Consider the following 15,312-nt stretch of genomic DNA (forward strand, 5'->3'; position numbering starts at 1 on the left):
GGAGGAAAGCTGACGCAGCTCTGCCGCGAACCGATCCAGAGCCACCCCCGGCGCCGAAAATCGGTTCATTCGGGGGTGATGCGGGCTCGCGCGGTGTCGCTGTGTTTACCCACTACGACCGAGCTGCCGGCTTCAGCCAATCCCATGACGGGCATGTTCGAGTAGATCGACTCGTGTCGGCCGACGCCGATGAGGTAGGTCTCGTGGTAGACCCCGACGTCGCCACTGGCGCCGACTCGCCGGTTGAATGCCTTCCATGCCGGTAGGTGAGGATCGTTCGGGTTCTTTGCGAACGCTTCGAGCTGATCGAAGCTACGCCAGTACTGCACCACGGTCACAGTGCGTCCACCCATCGATATCCGAGCACCCAGCAGCCCCTTGTCGGGGTGCAGTTTCAGCTCTCGCAGCATGCGAGGCATCGCCAGAAAAGGGCCGATCCACTTGTGAATCTTCCATAGTTTGTTGATACGGATCCCGATGAGGAAGACGACGAAGTCGCCGTCGATTTGTGCGGTGTATCGCCCGGTCTGTATTCGATGGTCCATGGGCACGTACCCTTCGCTCGTTCCGTGTCCGATAACGGTACGGAGTCAAGGGCCGGCCAGTGAGGGTTTCCGAACTCGGCCGACGCAGCGAAGTATCGGCCGCCTCGATCAAGTACTCCCTGCGTGAGGGTCTGCTCACCGCTGGTGTGCAGACAGCCGGCAACCAGGCCGTCTACGGCGATCAGCACGTTCGAAGGTTGCGCCTGATCCGCTCGCTCATCGACATCGGCGGCCTTTCGATCTCACATGTTCGCGCCACGCTGCGCCGGTTCTACTTTCCGACTACCCTCACCGACTTCGACAGTGCCGCCGACACCGCCGAGCGGACCGCGGCGGCCGAAGTGAAGTACGCCCGATCCATGCCGGACCGCACGAATGCGGTCGAGACGATGCTCGTCGGAACCGTCGTACTCGAGCGCGCACTCGTCGAGGTCCGGCGACTCGCGCTCGAAGCCGCAAGCTTCCGGATCGACGGCAACGCACGCGCCGTCACGCCGACGGAACCGTCATGACCGGGGATCACTCGACGGCTGGGGAGCACTGGACGGCCGACCTACGATGACTCGCCAGTTCTTCGTCGATCGCCAATAGAGGTACGCGATCAGACCGAGCGGTATCGGAAGCAGCCACGTTGCCATCCGGAACAACACCACGGCCGCAACCAGTTCTCCTTGTCGAGTCGTGGTCATGCCGACTCCGAGAACTGCGATCAGAACGGCGTCGGCAACCCCGAGACCGCCAGGGGTGGGTGCGAGGAGCACTGCCAACGACATGGCACCGAAGGCGACCACGATCCGATCCCAGCCCACTTCGTCACTGCTCGTACCCATCAGCCGAAGAGCCACACCGAGCGTGAGTGCCCCGAGCAATTGCGAGAGCAACATCGTCGCAGTCAACGACCGCCAACAGGTACGTACCCGGGCGAGCAGATGCTCGCGGAAGTCGGCGACGACCTCCTCCATGTCTCGTGGAGCGATGCGCTCGAACCGTCGTGCCAACACGTTTCGGCCACGTGTGAGCGCTCGGCCGACGCGACGAGCACATGCATCGTTGGTTATCACGAGCGCGACGAGTAGGCAGATCGCGGTGACGACGACACACGTGCCGACGGCAATCCAGACCTCCGACCCCGTTGTGGTCCCGAACAATACAAGAATTACGAGAGCGACCGACATCAACACATACCGCGACAGATTGGTCCAGATGCCGATAGCGATAATCGAGGTCGAACTGTCCGCCAACGTGAAACCCCAGGATCGGTACATTCCGAACGTCAAACCCGTTGCGACCGTGCCGCCCTCGGGAACCGTGTTCGCCAGCGCAAGCGATGTCGTCCGTGCAACGCCGGCCTGCGCGATCGTCAGGCCGGGCAACGTATAGACCATCGGCCACAACATCGACGCCAGGTAGAGCAGCCCGAAAACGCTCACGATGAGAACGTCGCCCACCGAAATCGAACTCAGCGCATCCGATACCGCACCCGAATTCCCGACTGTGCGATAGAGCAGCCACATGACGAGCCCGACCACCCCGTACGACAGGACGGCAGAAGCGACCTTACGGACAGGGCTGGGCGTCATCGGTCGTAGAAGGTTTGCAGAATGATCGTGCTTCGAGTCCGAACATTCGCCGTTGCGCGAATCTCTTGCAGTAAGCCTTCGAGGCTGCGCGGTGATTCCACTCGAACGAGAAGAACGTAACTCTCCTCCCCTGCCACCGAATGGCACGATTCGATGGCGGCGATATTGCGAAGACGCGCGGGTGCATCGTCGGGCTGCGCGGGGTCGATGGGCGTGATGGAAACGAACGCAGACAGCGGGCGCCCCAGCGCATCCGGATCCACCTGTGCGGTGTACCCGCGGATGACTCGACGGGCCTCTAGGCGTCGGACACGCGATTGCACAGCGGACACCGAGAGGGTGGCCTTCTCTGCAAGAGTGGCCAGAGTCGCGCGGCCGTCGGCCACCAGTTCGTCGATGATCAACCGGTCTATCCGGTCGAGGTTTTCACTCACCTGCGCAATCTAGCTCAGTGCGACCCGACTCGACCCACTGGACAGCACAGAAGGCCACTGAAACGTGACGAGATGTGTTCGAGTCAGGCGAACAGAGGCGGCAGCGCGAATATCATCACGGTGGACCAGATCACGTGGGTCAGGATCGGCGCCAAGATGCCACCGGATGCGCGTCGTTGCAGGGCGAGAACGAAACCGAGCGTGATTGCAGCGAACGCAAGCATCGGGTTCCCGCTCGCCAGGGTGACCACCGTGTAGACAACGGTCGAGATCAGAACCGGCTTTCGACGACCGATCGCCGCGAACAAGGCGCCTCGAAAGAAGATCTCCTCGGCGACCCCATTGAGCAGGGTGATGAACACGATCAAAGCCAGGGACCCGAACCGCGCGTGCGCCAGCACATTCTCGGTGAAGTCTGCCAGTGGTGGGATCTGGCGCACGATCAAAGCGCCGACGACGAAAACTGCGCTTGCAGCAAGCCCGGTGAGAATTGGGGTGACGATCGGTCTTCGCATCGAACCGTTGATCCGAATTCGCCCCAGATGCAGTGGGCCCGAGGCGAATCCACCCACAATCCACGCTGCAGCCAACCCAAGGGTCAACGCATAGAACACGCTGTCGCCGGGTTCGACTGCAAGCGAAAGTCCCAGTAGCGTGGCCCCGACCACGAGGGTGATCACCACCACGATCCGGCGTCGCATAAATGCCTTGTCGGTTTCCTCGTGGTCCCGGTCGACCTTTTCTACAAGGGCCGCCTTCACAACGTCGACCACGCTCGTCTGCCACGTCGCCATCAAGCCTCCCTATTTCTGTCGTCGAACAGACGTCGTATTGCCGATCTTGTCCGGCCGGAAACACTGTCCACCACATCGAGGTTCGTGCGCACCACCGCCGCGACGGGCCAGGAGTACAACAATGAACGCGCGCCGAGGGACTCGAACAGGTCCCACGTCGGTTTCGACGAGGCCGCCACGCCGTAGCGGCGGATCACCGACGCGTCGCCTCCGCTCCACGCTGCGTCGGTGACGGCAAGTCTCAGTGGATCCTTGAGTTCACTCACTCCGGGCGGGGTGCCGACGCGGCCCTGCACACTGCGACGCATCGCATCGGCGATCGTGGTTCTACCGCCTTCGGGCTCACCGGCGACATCGACGATCCGATCCTCCGAAGTCGTCATGGTGTTGTGCAGTGACCCGACCAGGTCTTCGGCGAGCGCATCTGGAATGGGGATGATCTTGCCGATGACACGTCCGGCCAGTCCAGTAGGAACGCCCGGGGTGCGCAGCCCGACCCGGGTCAGTCCTGCTGCCTCCACATACGCGAACAACAAATCTTGGTACGGCACAGTGTCCGGGCCGCCGATGTCGTACGAGCCAGGCGGAACTGTGGAGCGAGCCGCCTGGAGATAGAACAGGACGTCGTCGACGGCGATAGGCTGCACCGGGTGGCTCAGCCAGCTCGGCAGCGGCAGCACCGGGAGCCTGTCGGCGAGATAGCGCAGCATCTCGTAAGAGGTGGAGCCGGCACCGATCACGATGGCTGCGCGGAGCCACACGACCTCGACGCCGTCGACCGAGAGCGCCTCCCCGACGTCTGCTCGGCTTGCCAGATGCTCCGACAGCTCTTCGCCCTCCGGCACGAACCCGCCCAGGTAGACGATCCGGCGCACACCGGCGGCTGCAGCCGCTTCGGCGAACTGCCGGGCCGACGTCAAATCTTGGCTACGGTAGTCGGCTTGCCCGATCGCGTGTACCAAGTAGTACGCCACCTCGACGTCGCCCGCGTGCTCGAAACCCTCGCGAAGCGAGTGTGGGTCACCCGCGTCGAGAGCGCAGGTGTCGACGTCGTGCCACCAGTCGAATCTAGTCAGTGCCTCGGGTCGTCTCGACGCCGCACAGACGTCGTCACCCGCCTTCAGCAGAGATGCGACCAACCTCGACCCTATGTAACCACTCGCACCGGTAACGAGAACTCTCATGACTCGAGGCTAACGACATCGGATCGGCGCTGCCGCAGCAGCGGGGCCTGACGGCCTACCTGTGGCATTGTCGAGTCATGGCACTGGTACTGGCCGGCGTTCGGCTTCCTGTCCCCTTCGGGGGTCTGACTGCGGCAAAGTTCGGTCGAGACGTGGCGCTGTCGAGTGCGCGTTGGGCCCGCGATACCGCCAACTTCGCGTGGGAGCTTCCCGGTCGCGTCGAGACGTTGCTCGACGAGGTAACGACGCTCATCGCTCGAATCGACGAGGTTGTCACCGCCGCACAACTCATCGTCATCGAGGCCGCGATCACTACTCGCTCCGCCGAAGGCGTCGTCGATACGGCATCGAAAACGTCGGCGACCGCACTGGAGTTGGTCGAGCTGTTCGAGCCGATGGCGCAACAGGCGGCACCGTTCGCGCAAAAGTTCGTCGACCACCTGTCCGAGCAGGAGGTCGACGCCACCATCGCGATGGTGGACCAACTTCCCGAAATCGTCGAGCATATGAAAGGCGTCCTTCCGATCTTGGCCACACTCGACACGGTATCGCCGGAGATTCACGAATTGCTCGGTGTGACAAAGGATGTCCGACGCGCCGTCATCGGGATCCCAGGTTTCAAATTCTTACGCAAGAGGGGCGAGGAGAAACTGGCAGAGGAAGCGGAGGAGGAAGGCCACTGATTCCTCCTGCCGGCTGTCACACCCCGTGTTGTGACAGCCGGCAGGGGCATTGCTCACTTCACGAATGCGAACTCGTCACCGCCGTGGAACTTGGTGAGGGTCTCGGAGATCGACCGACGTGACGGCGGATGGAAAGCGAAGGCCTGCAACGCGGATGCAAGGTAGGCGATCTCGGGTGACTTGATGAATGCGATACCACCGAGCGATTCGATGGCCGCCGAACTCGCACGCACGAGCGCGTCACGGATTGCGATGCGACAGAACAGCAAACGCACCGAAATATCTTGACCTCGCTCCCCCTCGTCGACTGCCCGCGCGACGCTTTCGATCGCTGCCATTCCGGTCTCGATATCGGCGGCGGCGCGTGTGTATCCCTCGAAGTCGCCCTTGTCGGCAGCGAGCATCTTTTCCAAAAGGATCGTGGCCGCACCGAGGTAGTTGGCTGTGATCAGCATCCCGAACCACAGGTATCCGGTCATCTCGTGCACGCCGTCGGGGTCGTCGTCACTGTTGAGCATCACGAAATCGGCGGGTACCTCGACGTCGCGAAGAATCACCTCGTCACTCTGGGCGCCCGCAAGAATCGGAGTGTCCCAGAATTGCGTCACGGTCATCCCGTCCAGGTTGGCCGGTATCAGTGCCACAGCCCGCTCACCATCCCTGTCCCCGACCCCTTCGACCTCGACACTGGCGGTAAGCAGATCCATCGAACCGGAGAGGCTGCACGGCTTCTTACTACCGTTGATGACATACACGTCACCGACCTTCTTCGCCTTCATCGTCGGAATGAAGACGCTGCCGCCTGGCGTGCCTTCCGAGAAACCGGAAGCGACGATAGCTCGCTGTTCCACCAGACCCTTGATGAGTGCGCGATCGTCTTCTGTTGCACCCTGGGCGAATTCGTTCAGCGATGCCAACGACAAGTGGTGCATCGTCGTCGCCGCCCCGAGTGAGGGCGATCTGGAGCCTATTGCCCGCTGAGCGCGCACGGCATCCAGGGCGCTCGCGCCGAGTCCCCCCAATGCCTTCGGTACCGCCAACGCTGTACCTCCACACTCACGGAACTTTGCTATCGCTGAACCGTCACTGCTTTCGAGGTCCATCAGTGGAGTGCGGTCCAAATAGTCCAGTAAACCAGGCAAATACTCTTCGAGGATTGCGCGTTCTCGAACCATCAATGCAGTCATGTTTCTCCAGAATAGTTATCAGGGCATGAAGGAAAAAGGTGAATCGAATTCGCAACCAACTGCACTGTACCCCAGGCTTTACCTGGCAAAACATGCAAGGAAAAGTAAACAACACCCACACATCAAAGAAGGAACGAAGTTTGTTTCAATTGCCCCGAGCCTTCGACCAGCAGGAATGTACAAATAATTAATCTCATGGACGTGACACCCATCCAACTGAAGAATTGCGTCGAATCACTTATCGAATTCGCGACCATCGATCCAAATTTCTCTATTTTTACACGCACATTCATACAAAGCTGAGGAGATTAGGACGATGACCGTCAACCGATTGATAAAACGACTGGACGGGGACGAGCGGGTAGATCTGCTGCGCGCAGTGCAGGCGTCCGGCGTCAGCCCGTATTTTCGCGTCATGGAGTCCGCGACCGCACCGATCGTGCAGGTGGAGGGGTCCGACAAGATCATGCTGGGGTCCAACAATTACCTCGGCCTCGCCAATCACCCCGAGATCACGAAAGGTGCGCAGCACGCGCTCGACACATTCGGGTCGGCGATCACCGGAAGTCGGCTACTCAACGGCACGATGGATCTCCATCTCGAACTCGAGAACGAGATCGCGGATTGGCACGGCACCGAAGATGCGATGGTCTTCACCACCGGCTATCAAACCAATCTGGGGACCATCAGTGCCATCGTCGGCAAAGGTGACGTCATCGTCGTCGACGCCGCCGCGCACGCATCGATTCGCGACGGGAGCGCACTGTCGGGCGCGACCGTTCGGAAATTCGCGCACAACGACATGGGTGACCTCGAAGCGCGCCTGCAAGCGCCCGTCGTTGGAGACGGTGCAGTCCTGGTGATCGTCGACGGCCTGTACTCCATGGAGGGCGACCTCGCACCGCTCGACGAGGTCACAGCCCTGTGCACCAAATACGGTGCCGCACTCATGGTGGACGAAGCCCACAGCGTCGGTATCTACGGTGACAAACTCACCGGTGCAGCCGAACTGTTCAAGACAGCAGAGAGCACCGATATCAGAATGGCGTCTCTGTCCAAGAGTCCGAGTTCGACCGGTGGTTTCATCGCCGGCTCGAAGGACCTGCTCGATTCGTTGCGAATCCACGCGCGAGCCTTCCTGTTCACGACCTCCGGCGTTCCCGCTGCGGTGGGCGCATCGCTGGCGTCGGTGAAACTGATACGCAGCGAAGAGGGCCGGCAACGAGCGCGTCGCGTCCTCGAAAATGCCGAGGTTCTTCGTAGCGGGCTTGCCTCCGCAGGACTCGACGTCGGATCGCGATCACCGGTTCCAGGCGGAGACACCGCATCACCGATCGTGTCGCTGCATATCGGCGACGACCTCCTTGCCATGAACCTATGGCGGACTCTCTTCGATCGGGGCGTGTTCACCAGCGCCGCATTACACCCCGCCGTTCCAAAATCCGGTGCACTGCTTCGCCTATGCGTCATGGCCTCGCATACCGACCAGCAACTCCGCACGGCGATCGATACGATCACCACAAGTATCGCGGAGCTGCCGTCGTGACACTGCGCATTGCGGTCACAGGTGTGACCAGTGACTTCGCGGCGGCAATACTCCCCGTGTTGCTCGACGACGACGATATCGGTTCGGTGATCGGGGTAGCGCGCAGACCACTGGCCCTCGAGCATCGGAAGCTCACCTCGGTGCAGGCCGATATCCGCTCGCCCGATCTGGAGAACATTTTTCGAGGGTGCGATGTGGTATTGCACCTGGCGTTCGTGGTCGAAGAATTACGCGACAAATCTCAGACGCACGACATCAACCAACGCGGGTCACGAAACGTCCTCGACTCCGCTTACCGTGCCGGTGTGCGCAGATTGGTAATCACCTCCAGTATCAACGCGTACGGCGCGGAGCTCCACGACGAGCCGTTGGACGAAAATACTTATCCTGCAGGTGATCCCGATCGGTACTATTTTCACGACAAAGCAGAAGTGGAACACTACGCAGAATGGTGGCTGCGCCGGCACCCCGGCGAGATGAACGTATCGATGCTTCGGCCCACCTATATCATCGGACCCGACTTCTCCAACGACGGAATCGACCAGTTCACCAGTAAGATCGGTGCCTTTCCTCAGGCGGATCGCGCGTCGTATCAATTCTTGCATCAGCGCGACCTGGCCGACGCTTATCATCGCGCGACAAAACAAGACTTGAACGGTCCGTACAACGTCGGCCCACGAGACTGGACCGGGGTGCGTGAACTGGCGGACATGCAGGGACAGATATTGTTCGATGTCCCTGAGCGCCCGGCAATCCGATTGGCGAACTTGACCTTTCGGCTCGGACTCACGCCCTTCTCCGGCCAGTGGGTCACGGCCGGTGAACCGGTGGTCGATTCCACCGCGCTGCACGACGCCACCGGGTGGTCACCTACGCTGTCGTCACGAGAGTGCGCCGCGATCATGATCTTGCAGCAGAGCAAACCACTGCTTCGTGCCCGCTATGCATTGGTTCGACACGCGGCGTGCGAGTCCGCTCTCGAGCCCGCTTCGACATCGATCGGTATCTCCGGCGGCGACCACGAGCATGTTCAACTGCCCATCGGGATCGGTAGCGTGCATTGCGAGGTGCATCGCAGCACGGGCCTAGGGACGGTAGTGATCCCGGTTCGTCCTGGGCTTCACGCTCGATACCTGACGCCGACGGCGAGAATCTTGGCCGCCAGCGGCCTTGATGTCGTGTTACTCGACCTGCCCGGTCACGGTCTCAGCACCGGCCGCCGAGGCCGAACCTCCCAGACCGAGTTCGACGCGGCCGTGGCCGCCGCCACCGCCCACGCGCGGGCCGAGTTCGGTGGTCCGCTACGCGTGATCGACGTCGGCGAGCAACAGGTGAATGTAGGCCGGGTGAGGGCAATGGCCGGAGCGCTTCGTGGAGCACCTGGCAACCGTCTCGATGGGCTCCTGCCCAAGCGTGTCCGAGTTACGGCGGCCAGCGATCGATTCCCGACGGCGCGGACCGCGGAAGAAGTTATCGAGCTCTGCGGCTTATCACCTTTTGCCACACGGACCTCTCGTACGGCACTGCCTCGGGCGTGAGCATTCCGCCCTTGTCTGAACCTGTGCTGTGAAGCTAGGTGCCTCCAGGCTCAGCCGTGTTCGGCGACGAGCCGGTCGAACTCGGCTCGGTCGATCAACTGCGGTTGACCGATAGCGAGGGCCTCGGCGTACTTGTTCGCGAGGCGGTAGTCGTGCCCGAGTGGACCTCGTTCGCCGTCCTCGTCGTCGGCCTGCGCGCTGGCCCCCGGCGGCACCTCGTTCTGCAGGCCATTGGTGCGTTGGCCGAGTCGAGCATCGAGTTTTGCGGAAATGATCTGCATTGTCTCTTGGTCGTCGGACATAAACCTCCCGTACCCGTACCCGGCCGACTTCACACCTCGATAGTCGACGGGCAGCGGTGATGGTTGCTTGTCGGTGTCTGGGGGCATCATGAGCGAGTGGTCAGAAAAACTTCTCCTCAGCCCGGTACGCCTAAGTCGGGCGATCCTGCTCTCGCGAAGTTTTCCGCGCCCACTCAGGAGTGGTTCGCCGGCGCATTCCGTAGTCCGACTGCGGCCCAGGCCGGAGCGTGGGAGGCAATCTCCAGTGGTCGCCACACCCTGGTCGTAGCCCCTACCGGATCCGGCAAGACGCTCTCCGCTTTCCTCTGGTCGATCGATCAGCTCGCCGGGCGGGCGTCGCAGACCGACCGCACCACGAAAGTTCTCTACATCTCCCCGCTCAAAGCGCTGGCCGTCGACGTCGAACGCAATCTCCGGGCTCCGCTGGTCGGCATCACTCAGACGGCCAAGCGCCTCGGGCTCGAACCACCCGATATCTCCGTGGGCGTTCGGTCCGGTGACACGAGCCCCGCGGACCGACGCAGTCTGATCAAGACCCCGCCCGACATCTTGATCACCACGCCGGAATCTCTCTTCCTGATGCTCACCTCGGCGGCCCGGGAGTCACTGGTCGGAGTGGACACCGTCATCGTCGACGAGGTTCACGCGGTCGCCGGGACCAAACGCGGATCCCACTTGGCATTGTCTCTCGAGCGCCTCGATCTGATGCTTCCGAAGCCCGCTCAACGTATCGGTCTCTCCGCGACGGTCCGCCCGCACGAAGAAGTCGGTCGATTCCTCACCGGTATCGCGCCCATCGAGATCGTTGCGCCGCCGTCGCCCAAGATGTTCGACCTCACGGTTCAGGTACCGGTGGAGGACATGACCGAACTCGGCGTCACCGAACCCGCGGACGGTTCCGCGTCAGCGGCACCACAGCAGGGGTCCATCTGGCCGCACGTCGAGGAGAAGATCGTCGACCTCATCCTCGACCACAAGTCCAGCATCGTCTTCGCAAACTCTCGGCGTCTCTCCGAAAAGCTGACCGCTCGGCTCAACGAGATATACGCCGAACGGATGGGTGACGCTGTCGAGACAGCGCATAAACCTGCATCCCAGATGGGCACTCCCGCAGAGGTGAACCATGGCGCCGAAACGTTGTTGGCCCGGGCTCACCACGGAAGCGTAAGCAAGGATCAGCGAGCACTCATCGAGGACGATCTCAAATCCGGTCGGCTTCGATGCGTCGTCGCCACCAGCAGCCTCGAACTCGGTATCGACATGGGTGCAGTGGATCTGGTGGTCCAGGTCGAGGCCCCGCCCTCGGTGGCCAGCGGGTTGCAACGAGTGGGTCGTGCAGGCCACCAGGTCGGTGAGATTTCCAAGGGAGTGCTCTTCCCGAAGCACCGAACCGACTTGATCCACTGCGCTGTGACGGTCGAGCGCATGAAGACAGGGAAGATCGAGTCGCTCTTCGTTCCTGCCAATCCGCTCGATATCCTGGCTCAGCAGACCGTCGCGGCGTGCGCGCTGGAAGCGATCGATGCGCAGGACTGGTTCGACGCGGTCAGGCGCACCGGCAGTTTCGCGACTCTGCCCCGCTCCGCATACGAGTCGACACTGGATCTACTCTCGGGCCGCTACCCATCGGACGAATTCGCCGAACTGAGACCGAGATTGGTCTGGGACCGAGATGCCGGCACCCTTACCGGCCGTCCGGGCGCACAGCGACTGGCCGTGACCTCGGGTGGGTCGATCCCGGACCGCGGGTTGTTCACGGTGTACATGGTCGGCGAAAAGGCTTCTCGGGTAGGTGAACTCGACGAAGAGATGGTGTACGAATCACGCGTGGGTGATGTCTTCGCCCTCGGGGCCACCAGCTGGCGTATCGAGGAAATCACCCACGATCGCGTCCTGGTGAGCCCTGCATACGGTCAGCCCGGGCGACTGCCGTTCTGGCACGGCGATGGGCTCGGCCGCCCCGCGGAACTGGGCAGGGCGTTGGGCGAATTCCTCCGCAGCACTGCTGAACGAGAAGGGTTGTCCGAGCGGCTTACCGGAAGCGGTCTCGATGCCAACGCGGTCAACAACCTAGTCGCGCTTCTCGACGAACAAAAGGACGCGACGGGCCAGCTCCCGACCGACCGAACGATGATCGTCGAACGATTCCGTGACGAGCTGGGTGACTGGCGACTCGTTCTGCATTCGACGTACGGCCAGCAGGTGCACGCGCCGTGGGCACTTGCGATCGGCGCACGTCTCATCGAAAGATACGGCATCGACGCTGCCCCGACCGCGTCCGACGACGGGATCATCGTGCGACTACCGGACACCGAGGATCGACCTCCCGGTGCCGACTTGTTCGTGTTCGAACGTGACGAAATTGCCGACATCGTCACCGAGCAGGTCGGTGGTTCGGCACTTTTCGCATCTAGATTCCGCGAATGTGCCGCTCGCGCACTACTTCTCCCCCGCCGCAACCCCGGAAAACGTGCACCATTGTGGCAGCAGAGACAACGGTCTGCCCAGCTTCTCGACGTCGCGCGCAAGTATCCGACATTCCCGATTCTGCTCGAGACGGTGCGCGAATGTCTGCAGGACGTCTACGACTTGCCCGCACTGGAAGAGATTCTCGCGCAGATCAGCCGACGGCAGATCCGCATCGTCGAGATAGAGACGGCGTCTCCGTCCCCTTTCGCGAATTCCCTGCTGTTCAACTACGTGGGCGCGTTCATGTACGAGGGCGACAGCCCCTTGGCGGAACGTCGCGCGCAAGCCTTGTCGCTTGATTCGACCCTGCTCGCCGAACTGTTGGGGCGCGTCGAGCTGCGTGAGCTCTTGGATCTGTCTGTGATCGAGACGACCGAACTCGAACTGCAGCGACTCGCAGAAGACCGAGCTGCCAAGGACATCGAGGGTGTCGCAGATCTACTCCGAATGCTGGGGCCGCTGACCGTCGAGGAGGTGGCCGCGCGCACGAGAGGCAACGAGTCTCTACAGTGGCTCATCGAGCTCGGGGCCGCCAAGCGCGCGATGGAGGTGAGCTTCGCAGGCCGAACATGGTGGACAGCCATCGAAGACGCGGGCCGGTTGCGCGACGCCCTCGGTGTTCCACTGCCCATCGGCACACCGGCAGCCTTCATCGAACCGGTGGAAGACCCGCTGACCGACCTCGTGAGCCGGTATGCGCGCACCCACGGCCCGTTCTCGGTCACCGACCTCGCTGCCAGGTTCGGGATCGGGACGGCGGTCGCTCGCGGTGTTCTCACCACGCTCGGTGCCGACAAAAGAGTCGTCGAGGGAGAGTTCCGACCCGATACGACGGGCAGCGAATGGTGCGACAACGAGGTCCTACGCCGTCTGCGCAGACGGTCGCTCGCTGCGGCGCGTCATGAGGTCGAGCCGGTCGGCACCGCAACCCTCGGCCGATTCCTCCCAGCGTGGCAACACGTCGGAAGTCGGCAACTCAACGGAATCGACGGTGTTGCAACAGTTGTCGAGCAGCTCGCCGGGGTACCGATCCCCGCATCGGCCTGGGAGCCGCTCATTTTCGCTTCGCGAGTCCGCGACTACTCCCCCGCGATGCTCGACGAATTGACCTCCACCGGCGAGGTGCTCTGGTCCGGCCACGGATCCATCACCTCGAAGGACGGTTGGGTCTGTCTACACATGGCCGAGACCGCCCCGTTGACTCTTGCTCCGCCCGCCGAATCGGATCTTTCCGAACTACAACTGTGCGTGTTGGACGCGGTCGCAGCTGGAGGCGCATATTTCTTCCGACAGCTCTCGGACACGGTAGGCAGTACCGACGACGACAGTCTGCACGCCGCACTCTGGGAACTCGTATGGGCCGGCCGACTCAGCAACGACACCTTCGCACCCTTGCGCGCTCTCCTCAACGCGACGACCCGCGCGGCGCCGAGCCACCGAGCGCCGAGGAAGACACCGCGTCTGCGCTCGTACCGTCGATTCGAACGGCCCACGCTGCCGACCCGGACCGGGCCTCCCACAGCAGGAGGGCGCTGGTCCAGACTCCCAGAGCTCGAACCTGATCCGACAGTGCGAGCACACGCTACCGCCGACATGCTGCTCGAACGCTACGGCGTGGTCACGCGAGGTGCGGTGATGAACGAAGGGGTGCCCGGCGGATTCGCAATGATGTACAAGGTGCTCACCACCTTCGAGGATTCCGGCCGCAGCCGCCGCGGGTACTTCGTCGATTCACTCGGTGGCGCGCAGTTCTCCACTTCCGATGTCGTCGATAGATTGCGAACGTACGACGAACGAGAAAAGACCGGCGCAATGGTCCTGGCAGCCTGCGACCCGGCCAACCCCTATGGTGCCGCGCTCACCTGGCCGAAGCCCGACGAGAAAGATGATTCGCCTCGACATCGGCCAGGACGGAAAGCGGGAGCACTCGTCGTACTCCATGAGGGCGACCTTGCTCTGTACGTCGAACGGGGTGGCAAGACCGTGTTGACATTCTCCGACGACGAAGCCGTCATCGAAGCGTCGGCCCGTGCGCTCGCTGCGACTGTGAAGAGGGGCGGGGTAGAGAAGTTGTTGGTCGAACGGGTGGATGGTCACGACATCCACGGGACGGCATTTTCCAAGACCTTGACCGAGGCAGGCTTCTCCGCGACCCCTCGGGGCTTACGTCTGCGGGGGCAGCTTCATGCCTGAGGGAGATACCGTCTATCGGGCGGCGAACAAGCTGAGGGACGCGCTCGCCGGACGGGTACTGACGGGTTGCGATATTCGTGTACCTCGCTACGCGACAGTCGATTTCACGGGTCGGACAGTGGACTCGGTGGACTCACGTGGCAAGCATCTCCTCATTCGGGTCGGCGGATATACGATCCACAGCCATTTGAAGATGGAAGGAACCTGGCAGGTCTATGCCCCCGGTGAAAGGTGGCGCAAGCCTGCGTTCCAAGCTCGCGCGATTCTGACGAACGGCAGTGCCTCCGCGGTGGGATTCGAACTGGGTGTACTGGACGTCGTGGAGGACGAAGACGAGGTCGTCGGATACCTCGGGCCCGATCTACTCGGATCGGATTGGGATGCGGCTCTCGCGATCGCCAATCTGGGCACCGATCCGACCCGGCCTATCGGAACCGCATTGCTCGATCAACGGATACTGGCAGGCCTGGGCAATGTGTACCGCAACGAGATCTGTTTTCTCCGCGGTATCGATCCGCGGACCCCAGTCGGTTCTGCAGGCGATCTACGCAAGATCGTCGACCTGTCGTTTCGCACGATCATGGCCAACAAGGATCGACATCAACGGGTGACCACCGGTGATCGACGTCCGGGGCGCCATTTCTGGGTATACGGACGGCAGAAGAAGCCGTGTAGGCGATGTGGCACACCGATCGAGTTCGGATTGCTCGGCGATAACCCGCTGGAGGAACGCCAGATCTATTTTTGTCCGTATTGCCAGCCCCCGCCGCCACGATTCTCGGTTGTACACGATTCCCCCTGAGCGCGATCTCTACTGTGTGTCGGTGAGTCGGCATCGGAATTATCCGTTCACTCGC

Annotated in this window: 13 protein-coding genes; 6 read left to right on the forward strand and 7 right to left on the reverse strand. The window is 62.1% G+C overall.

Annotated elements, in window-relative coordinates; all coding sequences use genetic code 11:
* Positions 1-65 precede the first annotated feature (65 nt).
* Complete coding sequence (locus E5720_RS03385; protein WP_136169470.1) at positions 66-545, reverse strand: DUF4188 domain-containing protein; 480 nt, start codon at positions 543-545, stop codon at positions 66-68.
* Positions 546-604: 59 nt separating this feature from the next.
* Between E5720_RS03385 and E5720_RS03390 the strand changes: the two genes are divergently transcribed.
* Positions 605-1,057: a MerR family transcriptional regulator gene (locus E5720_RS03390; protein ID WP_136169471.1), complete on the forward strand. Its 453-nt coding sequence runs from the start codon at positions 605-607 to the stop codon at positions 1,055-1,057.
* On the opposite strand, the gene E5720_RS03395 is transcribed toward E5720_RS03390, so the two are convergent.
* From E5720_RS03395 to E5720_RS03410, 4 genes are all read right to left on the reverse strand, one after another.
* On the reverse strand, positions 1,052-2,125 hold the full coding sequence (locus tag E5720_RS03395) for a YbhN family protein (protein WP_136169472.1): 1,074 nt from the start codon (positions 2,123-2,125) through the stop codon (positions 1,052-1,054). The two genes, E5720_RS03390 and E5720_RS03395, sit on opposite strands and share 6 nt — an antisense overlap.
* A complete protein-coding gene (locus E5720_RS03400; RefSeq protein ID WP_136169473.1) occupies positions 2,122-2,559 on the reverse strand; it encodes an Lrp/AsnC family transcriptional regulator in 438 nt (145 codons plus the stop codon). Before E5720_RS03400 ends, E5720_RS03395 begins: the two co-directional genes overlap by 4 nt.
* 83 nt (positions 2,560-2,642) lie before the next feature.
* Entirely contained in the window at positions 2,643-3,353 is a 711-nt protein-coding gene (locus tag E5720_RS03405; protein WP_136169474.1) for a type II CAAX endopeptidase family protein, read from the reverse strand.
* Positions 3,353-4,537, reverse strand: a complete 1,185-nt coding sequence (locus tag E5720_RS03410) for an NAD(P)H-binding protein (protein ID WP_136169475.1) — start codon at positions 4,535-4,537, stop codon at positions 3,353-3,355. The genes E5720_RS03405 and E5720_RS03410 overlap by 1 nt, the downstream gene beginning before the upstream one ends.
* Positions 4,538-4,614: 77 nt before the next feature.
* Here E5720_RS03410 and E5720_RS03415 point away from each other — a divergent pair, with 77 nt between their 5' ends.
* Positions 4,615-5,220, forward strand: coding sequence for a ribulose 1,5-bisphosphate carboxylase large subunit (locus E5720_RS03415; protein ID WP_136169476.1), 606 nt, complete (start codon positions 4,615-4,617; stop codon positions 5,218-5,220).
* Between the two features lie 53 nt (positions 5,221-5,273).
* Here E5720_RS03415 and E5720_RS03420 read toward each other — a convergent pair whose 3' ends face one another.
* The gene (locus tag E5720_RS03420; RefSeq protein ID WP_136169477.1) at positions 5,274-6,407 is read right to left on the reverse strand and encodes an acyl-CoA dehydrogenase family protein; all 1,134 of its coding nucleotides are present in this window, start codon (positions 6,405-6,407) and stop codon (positions 5,274-5,276) included.
* A 316-nt stretch (positions 6,408-6,723) separates the two neighbouring features.
* Here E5720_RS03420 and E5720_RS03425 point away from each other — a divergent pair, with 316 nt between their 5' ends.
* Entirely contained in the window at positions 6,724-7,953 is a 1,230-nt protein-coding gene (locus E5720_RS03425) for an aminotransferase class I/II-fold pyridoxal phosphate-dependent enzyme (protein ID WP_136169478.1), read from the forward strand.
* On the forward strand, positions 7,950-9,491 hold the full coding sequence (locus E5720_RS03430; protein ID WP_136169479.1) for an NAD-dependent epimerase/dehydratase family protein: 1,542 nt from the start codon (positions 7,950-7,952) through the stop codon (positions 9,489-9,491). Before E5720_RS03425 ends, E5720_RS03430 begins: the two co-directional genes overlap by 4 nt.
* Before the next feature lie 50 nt (positions 9,492-9,541).
* Here E5720_RS03430 and E5720_RS03435 read toward each other — a convergent pair whose 3' ends face one another.
* Positions 9,542-9,793: a modification methylase HgiDII gene (locus E5720_RS03435; protein WP_136169480.1), complete on the reverse strand. Its 252-nt coding sequence runs from the start codon at positions 9,791-9,793 to the stop codon at positions 9,542-9,544.
* Positions 9,794-9,889: 96 nt separating this feature from the next.
* On the opposite strand from E5720_RS03435, the gene E5720_RS03440 reads away from it, so the two are divergent.
* Entirely contained in the window at positions 9,890-14,455 is a 4,566-nt protein-coding gene (locus E5720_RS03440) for an ATP-dependent helicase (protein ID WP_136169481.1), read from the forward strand.
* Positions 14,448-15,257: a DNA-formamidopyrimidine glycosylase family protein gene (locus E5720_RS03445; protein WP_136169482.1), complete on the forward strand. Its 810-nt coding sequence runs from the start codon at positions 14,448-14,450 to the stop codon at positions 15,255-15,257. Before E5720_RS03440 ends, E5720_RS03445 begins: the two co-directional genes overlap by 8 nt.
* Positions 15,258-15,312 lie beyond the last annotated feature (55 nt).

Origin of the sequence: Rhodococcus sp. PAMC28707 (genome assembly GCF_004795915.1) — a bacterium.
GTDB lineage: Bacteria > Actinomycetota > Actinomycetes > Mycobacteriales > Mycobacteriaceae > Rhodococcoides.

What these genes read in the sequence shown, in the direction of transcription:
- E5720_RS03415 (WP_136169476.1), top strand. Translation starts at nt 4,615, where the DNA reads ATGGCACTGGTACTGGCCGGCGTTCGGCTTCCTGTCCCCTTCGGGGGT.
- E5720_RS03395 (WP_136169472.1), bottom strand. Translation starts at nt 2,125, where the DNA reads ATGACGCCCAGCCCTGTCCGTAAGGTCGCTTCTGCCGTCCTGTCGTAC.
- E5720_RS03425 (WP_136169478.1), top strand. Translation starts at nt 6,724, where the DNA reads ATGACCGTCAACCGATTGATAAAACGACTGGACGGGGACGAGCGGGTA.
- E5720_RS03405 (WP_136169474.1), bottom strand. Translation starts at nt 3,353, where the DNA reads ATGGCGACGTGGCAGACGAGCGTGGTCGACGTTGTGAAGGCGGCCCTT.
- E5720_RS03435 (WP_136169480.1), bottom strand. Translation starts at nt 9,793, where the DNA reads ATGTCCGACGACCAAGAGACAATGCAGATCATTTCCGCAAAACTCGAT.
- E5720_RS03445 (WP_136169482.1), top strand. Translation starts at nt 14,448, where the DNA reads ATGCCTGAGGGAGATACCGTCTATCGGGCGGCGAACAAGCTGAGGGAC.
- E5720_RS03410 (WP_136169475.1), bottom strand. Translation starts at nt 4,537, where the DNA reads ATGAGAGTTCTCGTTACCGGTGCGAGTGGTTACATAGGGTCGAGGTTG.
- E5720_RS03385 (WP_136169470.1), bottom strand. Translation starts at nt 545, where the DNA reads ATGGACCATCGAATACAGACCGGGCGATACACCGCACAAATCGACGGC.
- E5720_RS03420 (WP_136169477.1), bottom strand. Translation starts at nt 6,407, where the DNA reads ATGACTGCATTGATGGTTCGAGAACGCGCAATCCTCGAAGAGTATTTG.